General features: G+C 39.3%; 14 protein-coding genes. 13 read left to right on the top strand and 1 reads right to left on the bottom strand.

What is annotated here, in order from left to right; translation table 11 throughout:
* The first annotated feature begins 17 nt into the window (after positions 1 to 17).
* From J2R98_RS05960 to J2R98_RS05910, 11 genes are all read left to right on the top strand, one after another.
* Complete coding sequence (locus tag J2R98_RS05960; protein ID WP_307067092.1) at positions 18 to 1,244, top strand: dihydrolipoamide acetyltransferase family protein; 1,227 nt, start codon at positions 18 to 20, stop codon at positions 1,242 to 1,244.
* The gene (gene lpdA / locus J2R98_RS05955; RefSeq protein ID WP_307067090.1) at positions 1,245 to 2,693 is read left to right on the top strand and encodes a dihydrolipoyl dehydrogenase; all 1,449 of its coding nucleotides are present in this window, start codon (positions 1,245 to 1,247) and stop codon (positions 2,691 to 2,693) included.
* Between the two features lie 51 nt (positions 2,694 to 2,744).
* Positions 2,745 to 3,755, top strand: a complete 1,011-nt coding sequence (locus J2R98_RS05950; RefSeq protein WP_307067088.1) for an ABC transporter substrate-binding protein — start codon at positions 2,745 to 2,747, stop codon at positions 3,753 to 3,755.
* A 125-nt stretch (positions 3,756 to 3,880) separates the two neighbouring features.
* Entirely contained in the window at positions 3,881 to 4,876 is a 996-nt protein-coding gene (locus J2R98_RS05945) for an ABC transporter permease (RefSeq protein WP_307067086.1), read from the top strand.
* Entirely contained in the window at positions 4,869 to 5,663 is a 795-nt protein-coding gene (locus J2R98_RS05940; protein WP_307067084.1) for an ABC transporter ATP-binding protein, read from the top strand. Before J2R98_RS05945 ends, J2R98_RS05940 begins: the two co-directional genes overlap by 8 nt.
* Before the next feature lie 135 nt (positions 5,664 to 5,798).
* Positions 5,799 to 7,382 (top strand): ATP-binding protein, encoded by a 1,584-nt coding sequence (locus J2R98_RS05935; protein WP_307067082.1) that lies wholly within the window; start codon positions 5,799 to 5,801, stop codon positions 7,380 to 7,382.
* Between the two features lie 4 nt (positions 7,383 to 7,386).
* Positions 7,387 to 8,067, top strand: coding sequence for a response regulator (locus J2R98_RS05930; protein ID WP_307067080.1), 681 nt, complete (start codon positions 7,387 to 7,389; stop codon positions 8,065 to 8,067).
* Positions 8,068 to 8,256: 189 nt separating this feature from the next.
* Entirely contained in the window at positions 8,257 to 9,276 is a 1,020-nt protein-coding gene (locus J2R98_RS05925; RefSeq protein ID WP_307067078.1) for a tripartite tricarboxylate transporter substrate binding protein, read from the top strand.
* A 70-nt stretch (positions 9,277 to 9,346) separates the two neighbouring features.
* Positions 9,347 to 9,805 carry a tripartite tricarboxylate transporter TctB family protein gene (locus J2R98_RS05920; protein ID WP_307067076.1) on the top strand — a complete coding sequence of 153 codons (459 nt, stop codon included), beginning with the start codon at positions 9,347 to 9,349 and terminating at the stop codon, positions 9,803 to 9,805.
* 12 nt (positions 9,806 to 9,817) lie between these two features.
* Positions 9,818 to 11,311: a tripartite tricarboxylate transporter permease gene (locus J2R98_RS05915; protein WP_307067074.1), complete on the top strand. Its 1,494-nt coding sequence runs from the start codon at positions 9,818 to 9,820 to the stop codon at positions 11,309 to 11,311.
* Positions 11,312 to 11,322: 11 nt separating this feature from the next.
* Entirely contained in the window at positions 11,323 to 12,720 is a 1,398-nt protein-coding gene (locus tag J2R98_RS05910) for an SLC13 family permease (RefSeq protein WP_307067072.1), read from the top strand.
* An 80-nt stretch (positions 12,721 to 12,800) separates the two neighbouring features.
* Here the strand turns inward: J2R98_RS05910 and mscL are convergent, their stop codons facing one another.
* Positions 12,801 to 13,232, bottom strand: a complete 432-nt coding sequence (gene mscL / locus J2R98_RS05905; protein WP_307067070.1) for a large conductance mechanosensitive channel protein MscL — start codon at positions 13,230 to 13,232, stop codon at positions 12,801 to 12,803.
* Between the two features lie 456 nt (positions 13,233 to 13,688).
* On the opposite strand from mscL, the gene J2R98_RS05900 reads away from it, so the two are divergent.
* Together J2R98_RS05900 and putP are read left to right on the top strand one after the other, a co-directional pair.
* Entirely contained in the window at positions 13,689 to 13,865 is a 177-nt protein-coding gene (locus J2R98_RS05900) for a hypothetical protein (RefSeq protein ID WP_307067068.1), read from the top strand.
* Positions 13,866 to 14,053: 188 nt separating this feature from the next.
* Positions 14,054 to 15,577: a sodium/proline symporter PutP gene (putP, locus tag J2R98_RS05895; protein WP_307067066.1), complete on the top strand. Its 1,524-nt coding sequence runs from the start codon at positions 14,054 to 14,056 to the stop codon at positions 15,575 to 15,577.
* The last annotated feature ends 114 nt before the right edge of the window (positions 15,578 to 15,691 follow it).

Genomic DNA, 15,691 nt, shown 5'->3' with positions numbered 1-15,691 from the left:
GTAAGGGAGGAAGCACATTGTTAGAAGTGAAATTACACGATATTGGAGAAGGGATGACGGAAGGGGAAATCGTTAATTACTTCGTTAAAGAAGGTGATTCGGTTTCAACTGATCAACCACTCGTTGAAGTCCAAACAGACAAAATGGTTGCTGAACTCCCTTCACCAGGAAAAGGTACTGTTAAAGAAATTGTCGTACCTGTTGGAGAAACTGTTCAAGTTGGTACAACACTCCTTTATATAGAAGGTGTTGGAGCAAAGCAACCTGAACAATCAGAGCCTGAACTAGTAAAAGCGACGAGCGAGACAAAAGGATTGCAAAATAGGCGGATCCAAACGAAAGTAAATCGCGTACTAGCGACACCTTACACGAGAAAAATTGCACGAGACCATAACGTTGATATAGAACAAGTGACAGCATCTGATCCTTCAGGACGCGTGACAGAAGAAGATGTGTATCAATTTATAAATGGAACGACTACGGATTCAGAACCGAAGCAAACAGAACCTACTAAACCGGTAACGTTAGAACTGAATGCGATTAACCAGACAGAACAAGAAACGATTCCATTTAGAGGTATTCGAAAAACAATTGCAAACAAAATGACGCAATCAATTTATACTATTCCTCACGTGACACACTTTGATGAAATGAATATGACAAGACTATTCCAGATTCGTGAGCAACTTAAACAAACTGGAGACAATATTTCCATCCCGGCTTTCCTACTAAAAGCGCTTGTCATTACATTAAAGGACTTCCCAGTTTTTAACGCACAATTAGATGAAGAAAATGAACAAATTATTTTAAAGAAGCAATACCATATCGGTCTCGCATCAGACACAAAAGACGGTTTAATCGTCCCTGTTTTACATGACGTTGATCGTAAGTCGTTGCGTCAAATTCATAGTGATATGAAAGCTATAACTGAAAAGGCGCAAAACGGTAATCTAGAACCACAGCTACTAAAAGGTAGTACGTTTACGATGAGTAATGTCGGCCCATTAGGTAGTACTGGTGCAACACCGATTATTAATTACCCAGAAACAGCACTTATTGCCTTTCATAAAACTCGTAAACTACCAATCTATAATGAACAAGATGAAATTGTGCCAGGTTACATGATGAATGTGTCGATGTCATTTGACCACCGCGTAGCAGATGGTGCAACAGCTGTGGCGTTTACGAACCGATTAAACGAGTTAATAGAAAATCCGAACAAACTAATGCTGGAGTTGGTATAAATGGTTGTTGGCGAAATTACAGAAGAGCGCGATTTAGTCGTCATTGGCGGCGGACCAGGTGGATATACTGCTGCCATCCGCGCTGCACAACTCGGTTTAAACGTTTCTTTAGTTGAACAATCCGATTTAGGAGGCATTTGCCTAAATGAAGGGTGTATCCCTTCGAAAGTATGGACTTACGCTAGTAAGAAGATCAATGAAATCTCTCACATGCAAAACTTAGGAGTTGGAGTAGATTCATCTAATACAGTGGATTTAAATCAACTGCAACAATATAAATCACAAGTGACGACACAATTAAGAAAAGGTGTTGAGTCACTACTTAAAACGAACCAAATTGAAGTTATTCAAGGCACTGCTACATTTACTGGAGAACAGCGAATTGGCGTTGAAAACGGTCATCAATTTGATCACTACATATATAAAAACGCCATCATCGCGACAGGTAGCCAAGCTGTGAAGCCTAATTATTTCCCAATCAATAGTGAAAAGGCTTTTCTAGCGGAAAAAGTTTTTCAAATTGAAGAAACACCTGAACACCTTGTTGTAAGTGGTTTTGACTACTTGGCCTTAGAAGTAGCTTCTGTGTTTCATAGTTTTGGAACTAAAGTAACGTTAGTAACTAACGATGACGACTCATCTTTAGATGCAGATTTAATAAAGGAATTGAAGCGATTATATAAGAAGAAAAAGATTCATATCGTCAATCAAGCGACTATAAACTTAATAGACGAAACTGAACAAGGTATTACAGTCAACATTAGTAAAGATGGAGAGGAACAACAGATCGAAGCAACACACTGTTACGTCAGTGGTGAACGAAAACCGAACATAGATTCATTAGGCTTGGAGCGTTTAGGTGTTCGTTTAACTGAAACAGGTCATGTTGCTGTCGATCACCAAATGAAAACGTCGACACCGAATATATACGCTATTGGTGATTTAACAGAAGGTGAACCGTTAGCTGTCAAGGCGATCAAGCAAGGAAAAGTCGCAGCTGAAGCAGTTGCCGGTGAGAACCCTGAAGCTGATTTAACGTTTTTACCTTTTATAGCTCATACGAACCCACCGATTGCATCAGTCGGTTTAACTGAACAACAAGCACAAGCTAATGAAATTCATTATAAAGTAGGTCAATTTAATTTAGGTGCTAACGGATATGCATTAATAACAGGTAAGCGCGATGGCTTTGTAAAAGTCATTAGTGATGCTAATACTGACATAATTTTAGGTGTTCATATGATTGGTGAAGGAGCGGTGGAGATGTCGAGTCACTTTGTGCAGCTGCTTGAAATGGCTGCAAAAACAGAAGACTTAACGTTCCCGCATTATGCTCACCCTAGTATGAATGAAGGATTGGTTGAAGCGGTTGAGGCTCTTGTTGGCCAATCGATTCATACACCACCGAAAAAACAAAAGCAATCCAAAGTATTTGAAAAAACTGTTTAAAGCTTGGCGCTTTAAAAGCCAATTATTAAATATAAGAGGGGGATACATTGGATGAAAAAGGTTTTTCAATTGTTGTTTGTTGCGTTAGTAGGGATGTTGTTGTTAGTAGCATGTGGTGATGGTGAAGATAATGGAGGCGGAGATGAAGGGGATGCAGGTGGTGAAACGTTCCACATTGGTGCAACACAAATTGTTCAGCACCCATCATTAGATCGAGCTTATGAAGGGTTCCAAGATGCTTTAGAAGATGCGGGGTTAAATGTTGAGTATGACTTCCAAGATGCACAAAATGATCCGAACAATGTAAAGCCGATCTCGGATGCTTTTGTAGCTGACGGAGTTGATTTAATTTTTACTAACTCGACACCGAGTACACAAGGTGCTTATGAAGCAACGAAAGATATCCCGATTGTGTTTACATCAGTAACAGATGCAGAAGGAGCAGGTGTTATTGAGTCGATGGAGAATCCAGGAACAAACGTTACAGGCGTATTAGATTTACACCCAGGTGCTATTGATGCAACGGTTGAATTTATTGATCAATATTTTGAAGGAGCAGGTGTTGGTTTAATTTATAATGCAGGTGAACCAAACTCTGTTGCACAAATTGAAGCGATAGAATCTGCTGCTGAAGGAACGAGCTTAACGCTACATGAACGTACAGTAGCTAACGCATCAGAAGTTCAACAAGCAGCAACGACGTTAGTAAGTGACATTGATGTTTTCTTTGTGGTAACAGATAACACAGTAGTAGAAGCACTTGATAGCGTCATTGGTGTTGCGAACAATAACGAAATTCCTTTAATAACTGGTGAACCAGATTCAGTCGCAAAAGGTGGTTTTGCAACATTCGGTATTGATTATTACACGATTGGTTACCGTTCAGGTGAAATGGCGGTTGAAATTTTGACAGGCGAAAAAGAAATTGGAGAGATTCCTGCAGAGCATCCACCTGAGATCCAATTATTCATTAATGAAGAAGCTGCTGAATTACAAGGTGTAGAATGGCACGATGATTGGGATGATGAAGCACAATTTATCGAACCAGAAGAAGAGGAATAAACTGATTAATAGACTAAGTTCGATTTTATAAAGTAACGGGTGAGCGCTTGGCTTTGCATTTAAACTGCCAAGCGCTTTCCTTCAAATAATAGAAAGAGCTCTACTTGAGATCGAAGGAGGACGTCATGCTAATATCGTTATTTGGTGCAGTGGAGTCAGGCGTGATCTACGCGTTAATGGCTTTAGGCGTATACTTGTCGTTTCGTATATTACACTTCCCTGATTTAACAGTAGACGGAAGTTTTGTAACGGGTGCTGGTGTTGCTGGTGTTGCCATCGTTGGAGGTATGTCCCCCATTTTAGCAACACTTCTAGGAGCTTTTGCAGGGTTTATCGCAGGGTGTATTACCGGTGTCTTGCATACAAAAGGTAAAATTAATGCCTTATTAGCCGGGATTTTAATGATGATTGCGCTTTATTCAATCAATTTACGGCTGATGGGTCAACCAACTGTCTCGATGCTCAATGAATCGACTTTGTTTACACAAATTAAGTCGTGGTGGGTTGCTTCAGGGTTCGATGCCTTCTTCAATAATATCGTTTTATCTTTAGGTGTTGAACGATTTTCAGGGACATGGCTTGTTTTTACAGTCATGGTTATTTTGACATTAATGGTTAAAGTGTTTTTAGATTACTTCTTAAAGACGGAAGTAGGACTAGCTTTAAGAGCAACGGGTGACAACCAGAAGATGATCCGCAGCTTATCAGCCAATACAGATGGGCTAATCATTATAGGGATTGGCATTTCTAACGGTTTAGTTGCGTTATCAGGTGCATTAGTTGGCCAATACGGTGGATTTGCCAACGTAAATATGGGAATCGGTATGATTGTCATCGGTCTTGCATCCGTTATTATTGGTGAAGCGTTATTCGGAAAACGAACGATTATTATTGCAACTTTAGCTGTAATCGGTGGTGCGATTGTTTACCGAATTGTCGTAACGATGGCACTTCGTGTGGACTTTTTAGATTCAGGTGATATGAAATTAATTACTGCTGTATTAGTCATTGCTGCACTTGTTGCACCAAGAATGATTCAAGCACGAAAAGAGAAGAAGAGAAGACTCCGGAAAAAAGCCGAACTACTCCAACGTAAGGAAGGAGAGGTCCACAGTGCTTAAATTAAACGACGTGTCAATCACATTTAATGAAGGGACACCTGATGAAAAGAAAGCTTTACAATCTGTTGATTTGGAGCTTGAAAAAGGTGAATTCGTTACAGTGATCGGTAGTAATGGTGCTGGTAAGTCAACGTTAATGAACGTCGTTTCAGGAAGTTTAATTCCTGACGTAGGTGATGTCACAATCGATGACAAGCATGTTGTCCATTTGCCGGAATATAAGCGAGCTGGTTTTATTGGGCGGGTGTTCCAAGATCCAATGGCAGGTACAGCACCTTCAATGACAATTGAAGAGAACTTAGCCATGGCCTATTCACGTGACAAAAAGCGTAAGCTGATCCCAGGAGTAACGAAAAAACGTCGAGAAATGTACCGCGAGTATTTAGATTCGCTAAACTTAGGATTAGAAGACCGTCTAAATGCGAAAGTTGGTTTACTATCTGGTGGTGAGCGTCAAGCGTTATCACTTTTAATGGCGACGTTCACCGAGCCACATATTTTACTGCTTGATGAGCATACCGCTGCATTAGACCCATCAAGAGCAGAACTCATTACTGAAATTACCGCTGATGTCGTTAAAAAGTTTGAATTAACGACCTTAATGGTGACACACAACATGCAACAAGCGTTAGATTTAGGTGATCGCCTCATTATGATGGATAAAGGTCAAATCATTTTCGACGTTTCGGGTGAAGAAAAACAAGAGTTAACAATCAAAAATTTATTAGATGAATTCCACCGCATACGAGGTAAGCAAATTGAAAGTGACCGAGCGGTGTTAGGGTAACAACGAACTAGGGTGTGATCATCGCATCCTAGTTTTTTTATGTAAAATATATGTTCAGGATTGTTGTCGATTAAGAGTTTAGCCGATAAACTGTAACTAAAGCGATGACGAGACGTAAGGAAGGTGCCCCAAAACATGTTGAAAAGAGTTTCTCTACGCACAAAGATTTTAACGTCCATTATATTTTTGCTTATTGTTGTGACATTACTAATAACAGCTATTTATTCTTATATAGAATGGACACAGACTAAGGAGCAAATGGGGCAGCGAGCTTTAGATGTAGCCACTTCTATCTCATTAACTCCAGAAGTAATAGAAGCTTACGAGCTAGACAACCCATCAGAAGTCATTCAACCGATCGCAGAAGATATTCGTCAAACGGTCGGGGCTGAATTCGTCGTGGTTGGCAATGAAAATAGTATTCGTTATTCTCACCCAAATGAAGATCGAATTGGACAGGAGATGGTCGGTGGAGATAATGATCCAGCTTTAGTTCATGGAGAATACTACAAGTCTGAAGCAGTTGGATCACTTGGACCTTCCTTACGAGGGAAAGCACCCGTATTTAATGATAACGATGATATTATCGGAGTCGTTTCAGTCGGTTTTATGATTGAGGATATTCGAGGGATTATTTTTGAGCGACTTCAAGTACTATTTATTAACTCATCAATCATTTTAGCGCTCGGTGTTGTTGGTAGCATATTTTTAACAAGAAGTATTCGAAGAGATATACTTGGCCTTGAGCCACATGAAATTGTCACGTTATACCGTGAGCGAAAAGCGGTATTGCGTTCAGTTAAAGAAGGAATAATTGCTATTGACCAAACAGGTAAGATTTCAATTATGAACCATTCGGCCCGTAAAATGTTAGATCTAAGTGAAGATGTAAAAAGTGAGCATATTAATGATATATTACCGAGTACACGAATGATTGAAGTATTGAACAATGGTGAACCAGAGTATGATGATGAAATGGTGTTAAAAGATCGAGTATATATTGTAAACCGTACTCCGATTTTAGAAGGGAATGAAGTTGTCGGTGTTGTGGCAAGCTTCCGCGATAAGACAGAGGTTCAAGACATGATTAATACTCTCTCAGAAGTGAAAAGTTATTCAGAAGATTTGCGTGCCCAAACACATGAGTATACGAATAAATTGTATGTTATTTCAGGGCTGTTGCAGCTAGGCAGTTATGACGAAGCAATTAATATGATTCAAGAAGAGTCGAAGCAACACCACCAACAGACGAAGACGTTGTTTTCAAATATAGAGGATCAGTCAGTTCAAGCGATTTTACTTGGTAAACTCGGCAAAGCTTCAGAGAAAAAAGTTGACCTAGTAATCGACCCCGACAGTATACTATCGCCATTGCCTGAACATATGAGCACGTCGAAACTCGTTACTATATTAGGGAACTTAATTGACAATGCTTTTGAAGCAGTGAAAGACTGTAACCATTCACAAGTGACGTTTTCAGTGACTGATTATGGGCACGATGTCATATTTGAAGTAAGTGATGAAGGAAGTGGAATCCCAGAAGATGTGCAGCAGAAAATCTTCCAAAAAGGATATTCGACTAAAGGAGAAAGTGACCGTGGTTACGGCTTATCGATTGTAGCCGAAGTTGTTAAAGAATTAGATGGAACAATAGAATTATCAAGTGAACGAGGTAAAGGTACGATCTTTACCGTTTATTTACCTAAAGAAAGAAGGTGAGTTAATGACATTGAAAGTAGCTATTACAGAAGATGACTACCGGGTGGCTTCAATTCATGAAGGGTTTTTAAATAAAGTTGATGATTGTGAAGTTGCCTTTAAGTCGCTAACGGCTGAAGATACATTAAATCAATTAAATAAACAAGAAGTAGATCTTATATTATTAGATATTTATATGCCAGATCGATTAGGTATTGATTTAATTGAAGATATAAAAGCCATCAATCCCCAAATTGGCATAATTATGATCAGTGCTGGAACCGAACGCGAAATCGTCGAGCAAGCACTGCATAAAGGGGTGTTCGATTATATCATTAAACCCGTTACGCTGGATCGTTTCGTAGAAGCAGTTGAGAAATTCAGGGAGTTTCGTGAGGATTTAATGAACCGTGAAGAAGTCGATCAACAGTTTCTAGATGCTTACTTCGGACGTGATTCGAAAATAAAGGATGAACCTTTACCACAAGATACACCAAAAGGAATCGATCCATTAACGTTGAAAAAGGTAAAAGAAATACTGCAAAAGGAAGTTGGGGTAACAGCTGAAGAAATGGGTGTCCAAATGGGCGCATCCCGTACAACTGCGCGTCGCTATTTAGAGTACCTCATCTCAGAAGGCGAATGCCAAGCAGAATTAGAATATGGAATCGTCGGTAGGCCAGAACGACGATATTACCAAAGCTAAGGTGAGTTTTTGCCTTAGCTTTTTTTGTTTGCTTAACCTTCTGTGAACAAAATGAACAAAAAGATAAAAATGTAACTAATGTTGCTTATTTTGAAAACGGTTACATATTAGAAATTTCGAATTATCATAGGAATTACTTAAAAAGTTGTGACATTTTTATTAATAAATTTTGAACAGGGGGAAATAAAAATGAAAAAACTATTAGCAGGTTCAATCTTTGCTTTTATGTTATTAGTTCTAGCTGCATGTGGTGGAGACGACCAAGCAGCTGACGAAGGAAACAACGGTGAACCGCAAGATTGGGAGCCGGAAGAATCAATTGAAATAGTTTCTCCATCGGGTGCTGGTGGTGGCTGGGATACGACAGCTCGTATGACAGCGCAAACATTAACTGAAGAAGGAATCATTGACGAAGATATTGGAGTTGTAAACAAGCCAGGAGCTGGTGGTGCAATTGGTTGGGCACACATTGCGAGCCAAGGTGACAGCCCATACGACTTATTCGTATCATCATCACCATTACTATTAGTACCTTTAAATGGTCAATCAGAGTATAACTACGAAGACTTCACACCAATTGCAAATGTTATTGCAGACTATGCATCATTCGCAGTACGTGACGATGCTGAGTGGGACGATTTAAATGAATTATTTGAAGACATGAAAGAAGATCCATCAGAAATTACTGTAGTAGGTACTTCAGCGCCAGGAAGCATGGACCACATTCAGTTCATCCGTTTTGCGCGTGAGGCTGGTGTAGATGTTTCACAAATTAGCTACGTGTCTGACCCAGATGCAGGTGGCGTTACTCAACTACTAAACGGTAGTGCAGACGTATTCTCAACAGGTGTAGGTCAAATCGTTGAACAAATTCGTTCTGAAGATATTCGTGCTTTAGCAGTTACTTCTGAAGAGCGTCTAGAAGGTGAGATCTTATCAGAAATTCCAACAGCTAAAGAACAAGGCATTGATGAGACATTCGTTAACTGGAGAGGATTCTTCGGCCCTGGTGACATGGATGAAGCTGCAGTTGAGTATTACGAAGAAAAGTTAAAAGAAATGAGCGAGACTGAAGCTTTCGCAGATGTACGTGACAACTACGGTTGGGATGAAATGTTCATGGGTAGCGAAGAGTACCAAGAGTTCCTTGAACAAGAAAATGAAGTATTCAAAGAAATCCTAGATGAACTAGAACTATCAGCTGAATAAATCTATTGAGGAAGTCAACGGATGTCCCCGTTGGCTTCCCGTTATTTCATAGAAAGGTAGGTGCCTGACAGTGTTAAACAATGTGAATCGTAAAATCGGTTTAATTTTATTTCTTATATCAGCTGGGTACTTGTTGATGAGTTATCAACTCCCGACTTATCCTTATATCCCTGTAGATGCCGATGCGATCCCTATTACGCTAGGCTGGATTTTACTCGTCTTATCTGTTGCATTATTTTTTAGTGAAGACAAAGACACAGAAGAACAAAAAGCGAAACGTCATATCCCAAAAAAAGATGTGAAAGCTATAGCAGGCGTATTCGTCTTAGCACTAATTTTTATTACATTACTAGAGGTTGTCGGGTTTTTCATTATGACGGCACTTTTTATTTTTAGTTCTTCAAAATTTCTAGGTTACGAAAACAATTTAGTTAATGCGATCGTGTCAGTTTGTTTCCCGTTAATTTTATATAGTATTTTCGTATTCTTATTAAATATTAATCTACCACAAGGTGTTATGCCATTTTAAAGGAGGGATATCATGGGAGCGATTGAAGGAATTTTAACAGGCTTTGAAGTTGCCTTAAGTCTTGAAGGTATTTTATTCGTACTACTTGGTGTATTCGTCGGTACTTTTATCGGTATGTTACCAGGGTTAGGTCCAATTAGTGCGATTGCCATAATGATTCCGATCACTTACGGCATGAACCCGACACTTGCACTTGTTATGATGGCTGGTGTTTATTATGGTGCTGTCTTTGGTGGTTCAACATCATCTATTTTGTTAAATGCCCCTGGTATCTCCGGAACAGTGGCATCGTCATTTGATGGGTATCCTATGGCACAAAACGGCCAAGCTGGTAAAGCACTAGCTATTGCCGCAATATCATCATTTATTGGCGGTTCAATCAGTGTTATTTTACTAATGGCTTTTGCACCGATGTTATCAAGTGTTGCAATCTCATTCGGACCACCAGCCTATTTTGCTTTAATGTTACTAGGTCTAACGGCAATTGCGAGTCTTTCAGAAGGTTCAACGGTTAAAGCGCTTATATCGGCTGTCATTGGTTTTATGGTCGCAACAATCGGGATTGATCCACAGACAGGGACAGCTCGTTACACATTCGGAAGCACTAATCTATTAGACGGAATTGATTTCTTAATTATCGCATTAGGTTTATTTGCGATTGCTGAAGTCGGTTATTTAATTATTAACCGTCACAAAAAATCAATCACAGACGCTAAGCAGCTAGGTAGCTTAAAACTATCGAAGCAAGATATGAAAGAAATTGCTGGTCCATCAGGTCGTCAGTCGATTTTAGGTTTCGTACTTGGTATTTTACCAGGTGCAGGTGCAACGATTGCGTCTTTTATAAGCTATATTTCAGAAAAAAGATTGTCTAAAAACCCTGAGACATTCGGTAAAGGTGCGGTAAAAGGACTAGCAGCACCAGAAGCGTCTAACAACGCGGCAACAAGTGGTTCATTCGTACCGTTATTAAGCTTAGGTATTCCAGGTTCAGGTACGACAGCCGTTATGCTAGGTGCGTTCTTAGTACTCGGTGTTCAACCAGGACCAATGTTAATGGGCGACAACCCGGAAATCTTCTGGGGGATCATCGCAAGTATGTATATCGGAAATGTCTTTCTATTAATTTTAAACTTACCGTTAATTCCGTACATTGCTAGAGTATTAACAGTCCCTAGACCATTACTCATTTCTCTAGTGGTCGTGTTTAGTTTAATCGGTGTGTATGCGATTAGCTTTAGTACGTTTGATTTATATCTATTACTAGCATTTGGTGTGATCGGTTTCTTAATGCGCATGTTTGCTTTCCCAGCACCACCGTTTATTTTAGCGTTTATTTTAGGCGGTATGATGGAGCAATCATTTAGACAGGCGATGACGAGTTCGAACGGAGATATCTCAGTCTTCTTTACGAACAACATTTCATTAGTGCTCATCATTCTATCTGTCTTATCATTTGCGTTCCCGATTATTAAATCAATGCGCCAAAATAAAAAAGAAGCATAGAAGGTTGTTATATGCTACAAATATTAAAATCTAGTCGTGCTGTATTGCTCGTTTGGGTGGTGATTTTAGGGGCATTTTTTGTAGGGAAAGCAACATTTTTAACGTCTTTCTCGCCCGAACAGCAATACACATTGCTAGTTCTTGTAATTGCTATTTATTTATGGACGTTATCGACGATGCCACAAGGTGCATCGAGCATTTTAGTCCTGGCATTATTAATTGGACTTGGTGTTGTCGATGAACCAGATCAAGCATTTCAAGGATTTTTGACGACTGGTTTATACTTTATTGTTCTTTTATCTTTAATTAGCCAAGTACTTGTCATTGTTGGCTTTGACCAAGTGATTGCGCGTTTGTTTCAACAATTTAGCGGAGGACGTGTCAGTCGATTGGTAGTCAGTTTACCTATTATGATGGTGTTACTTCCAATCATTCTACCGTCAGCTGTTGCCCGTTATAAAATATTAGAACCTTTAATTAAACGCATGAATGATCTTAACGGCTTTTCGAACCAAAGTGTCTTTAATAAGTTTGGTTTATTTGTCATCAGTTTTTTAAATCAAAAAGGGACATTCATCGTTTTTACTGGCGGTGGCTTTGCCGTCATCGCTTATCAGCTGATGGTAGAGTATAACGTTGCGCAAATCCAGTGGTTAGAGTGGATGGGCTTAATGGCTCCGCCGCTATTTGTTATTACACTATTTTCATCACTTTTCGTCTGGTTTTATTTTAAATGGAACACAGATGAAGAGAGCAATGTCCAAATAAAAGCGCCCAATCATCACTTGGAGGAAAAACAAGTTGAGCATCCGAAGTTTTGGTATGTTGTTTTTGCTTTTCTTGCGATGGTAGTTGCTTGGATTTCGACTGATCCAACAGTGGTGCCGATCATTTTACCACCGATGTTGATGGTGGCTTTTCTAGCCATTCCAGCAATTGGTTTAGTGAATAACCAACTGATTAGAAACTTTGATTGGGAGACGTTCTTATTATTAGGGACCTCATTTTCCTTAGGGTTTATCATGGCTGAGAACGGAACGGCTGAAATGATAGCAACAGCACTAATCCAGCTCGTGCCAGATGGAGCAAGCACTTGGCTGAAAGTGATTTTTATTATTTTATTTATTGGCATTATGCGCTGGATGTTCACGAACTCAACATCAGCGATCGTCGTCATTTTCCCAATTATGATGTCATATGCAAGTCTAATTGACCTTTCCCCTGTAGCTTTAGCCTTGTTAATTATGACGGTAATTGGAGGGACAATCTTGATTCCAATTCATGCCCCGACGACCTATTATGCTAGCTTAGCAGGTGTTTATACGAAGGGTGAACAGTTTGTCGTTGGAATTATCTCAAGTACAGTAGCTACAGTAGTCGCTTTGTTGGCAGTGTTTTTATATTGGTAGTTCCATGTGAAGTTCTAAAATAAATAAGTTAAATTTAAGGGTATAACATTTTGTGTTATACCCTCTCTTTTTTTCATAATTTATCTGATTCGAACTTTAACTTTCCTCTCTTGAGTATCCTTCTTTGGTTTAGGCTTTGGTTTTTCTTTTGCTTTTAAAAGGTCTCTAATCTCTGTTAAAACTTCTTGGTTAGGGTGAGGTGGTTCTTTTAATGAGACACTTTCATCACCTCTTATGTAATTAAACAGCTTAATAAAGAGGTAAATGGAAAAGGAGATCACTAAGAAATCAACCATCGTTTGGAAAAATGAGCCGTACCTAATAATGACACCATTAACATTTAACACAAGGAACTTAAAGCTCGTCCCCCCTGCTAACACTCCAAGCAAAGGCATAATAATATCGTTAACTAATGAATCGACAATTTTGCTGAAAGCTGTTCCGATCACAACCGCAATCGCTAATTCAAAAACATTGCCCCGCAACGCAAACTGTTTAAACTCTTTCCACATAAAATCAACCCTTGTTTATTGCTTTTACTCAATCTTATTCAGAGAAGGAACTAAGATATTCAATATTTACATAAAGGTTTCTAATTTTAACTAGTAACGGAATACACCTTCTAATACAGGCATATCTATGTATTGGGGGGTCTTTATGAATAAATTGGTAGCTGGTTCTATAATTATTGCAGTGTTAATTTGTATCGTGACGATCTTTGTGAGTATGGCACAGTATGGCTGGTAGCTTAGGGTGGCTCCTAAGCTTTTTGTTTAATGGGACAGGAATTACAAGTAAGTGAGATAAGACCCATAACAAAAGTAGTAATATTGAACTGATATTGATAATAAGATAGCTAATAAAAGGAAAAGCCCTTGGATTACTTGTCGCATGAAGTTTGATATGATGTAATAAAGGATTAAATAGTAGAAGAGAAACTCATTAAATCTACTATAGGAGTGTCGAGGGTGTTTATTGTTAATGAAATTGTTATTTTAATTATGTTGTTTGGTTTTGCAGCACTAGCGACTTACGTCTTAAAAGATGCTATTAATAGTGAGAAGAAGGGCCTTACTTATTTATTAATCGTGATCTCGGTGCTTATATTAGTAATGGCTGTCGTCGTATTGCTTGAATTAATTTAAGTGAGTAGTATGGTGATGGTTTTCAATTTTTAGAAATATTAGATAAAATGATAGTGTACTAATCAAAAAAGGGGAGATTTGATGGAGGAGTATAGTATTACGTTTGGTACATATTTCTGGTTGTTTGTGCCAATGTCATTAGTCGTCATTCTATCATTTGTATCATGGGTAAAGGAGCGTGACAAATAATGGATACAGCGACTCTAGTTACCTTTTTTATTTACATTTTGGGGATGCTTGTTTTAGGTATTATTGGTTATCGTTTAACGAACAACCTATCGGACTACTTTTTAGGTGGTCGTAAGTTAGGGCCAGGAGTAGCGGCATTAAGTGCAGGCGCTTCTGACATGAGTAGTTGGTTAATCCTCGGTTTGCCTGGTGCTATTTATTTAGCTGGGTTTGGCGAAGCTTGGATTGCTGTCGGTTTAACAATAGGTGCTTATTTAAACTGGCAATTCGTTGCAAGAAGGTTACGTGTTTATACGGAAGTTTCGAACAATGCGATCACGTTACCGGACTTTTTAGAAAACCGATTCCGTGATAACTCTCGTTTACTACGAAGTGCATCTGCTGTAGTTATTTTGATTTTCTTTACAGTCTATGTAGCATCAGGTTTAGTTGGTGGTGCTGTTTTATTCAGTAGTACGTTTGGTTATGATTACATGGTTGCTTTATTAATTGGTGGAGCAGTCATCATCATTTACACGTTCTTAGGTGGATTTATTGCGGTTAGTTGGACTGACTTTATTCAAGGTTCATTAATGTTTCTTGCTTTAATTGTATTACCGATCATTACGATTACTGAACTTGGTGGTTGGAATGAGACAGTTAATATTATCGGTGATTTAGCTGGTGGCGACCACCTTCACATGGTGCAAGGAGTAGGGGCATTAGCGATTATCTCATCCCTTGCTTGGGGGTTAGGTTACTTCGGTCAGCCACACATCTTAGCTCGTTTCATGGCGATTCGTTCGCATAAAGATGTACCGACAGCTCGATTTATCGGTATGACTTGGATGGTGTTATCACTATTCGGTGCGATCTTCGTCGGTATTGCTGGTCTTGCGTATATCGCAACAGAATCTGTGCAATCAGAATTAGCTGAACGTGGTATTGAAACAGTTCAGGAAAATGGCCTGCTTATGCTAGCGAATGAAGAAGCTATTTTCATTGCGATGACACAACTGTTAACTCATCCAGTAGTAGCGGGTATTTTACTAGCTGCGATCTTAGCTGCGATTATGAGTACAGTTGACTCTCAGCTATTAGTATCGTCTTCAGCTGTAGCAGAAGACTTCTACAAAGGTTTCTTTAGAAAGAACGCTTCAAACCAAGAGCTTGTATGGGTAGCGCGTATTTCCGTTATCGTTATTGCGTTAATTGCGTTAGTTATTGCAAGCGATGATACGAGTCGAGTGCTCGATCTCGTCGCATATGCGTGGGCCGGATTTGGTGCCTCATTTGGACCAATCATCCTATTGTCACTATTCTGGAAGCGTCTAACGAGAAATGGTGCCTTAGTCGGTATTCTGCTTGGTGCCATCACTGTAATCACTTGGGAGTACATTGACCCATTCGGTGGATTATACGAAATGGTTCCAGGCTTCTTACTCGCGACAGTTGGTGCTGTTGTCGTAAGCTTAATCGGCTCTGGACCTAAGCAAGAAGTTCAAGAAGAGTTTGATAAAGCGCGTGACATCGCGAATTCATAATTGTATAAGTGAAAATCCTTCCTGCCTTTCATAGCGGGGAGGATTTTTTTACGTTCAATAAAATTAATTCGGCGATTTTTATGATATTCCGGCGAAATTTTCAATAATCCGGCG

Origin of the sequence: Alkalibacillus filiformis, from assembly GCF_030814115.1 — a bacterium.
Lineage (GTDB): Bacteria > Bacillota > Bacilli > Bacillales > Alkalibacillaceae > Alkalibacillus > Alkalibacillus filiformis.
Note: the sequence above shows the minus strand (reverse complement) of the source record. Positions and strands in the feature narration are given on the sequence as shown.

Bases quoted from the DNA above. Each gene is read 5' to 3' on its own strand.
- J2R98_RS05950 (WP_307067088.1), top strand. From the start codon at position 2,745: ATGAAAAAGGTTTTTCAATTGTTGTTTGTTGCGTTAGTAGGGATGTTG.
- J2R98_RS05930 (WP_307067080.1), top strand. From the start codon at position 7,387: ATGACATTGAAAGTAGCTATTACAGAAGATGACTACCGGGTGGCTTCA.
- J2R98_RS05945 (WP_307067086.1), top strand. From the start codon at position 3,881: ATGCTAATATCGTTATTTGGTGCAGTGGAGTCAGGCGTGATCTACGCG.
- J2R98_RS05925 (WP_307067078.1), top strand. From the start codon at position 8,257: ATGAAAAAACTATTAGCAGGTTCAATCTTTGCTTTTATGTTATTAGTT.
- mscL (WP_307067070.1), bottom strand. From the start codon at position 13,232: ATGTGGAAAGAGTTTAAACAGTTTGCGTTGCGGGGCAATGTTTTTGAA.
- J2R98_RS05935 (WP_307067082.1), top strand. From the start codon at position 5,799: ATGTTGAAAAGAGTTTCTCTACGCACAAAGATTTTAACGTCCATTATA.
- lpdA (WP_307067090.1), top strand. From the start codon at position 1,245: ATGGTTGTTGGCGAAATTACAGAAGAGCGCGATTTAGTCGTCATTGGC.
- J2R98_RS05910 (WP_307067072.1), top strand. From the start codon at position 11,323: ATGCTACAAATATTAAAATCTAGTCGTGCTGTATTGCTCGTTTGGGTG.
- putP (WP_307067066.1), top strand. From the start codon at position 14,054: ATGGATACAGCGACTCTAGTTACCTTTTTTATTTACATTTTGGGGATG.
- J2R98_RS05915 (WP_307067074.1), top strand. From the start codon at position 9,818: ATGGGAGCGATTGAAGGAATTTTAACAGGCTTTGAAGTTGCCTTAAGT.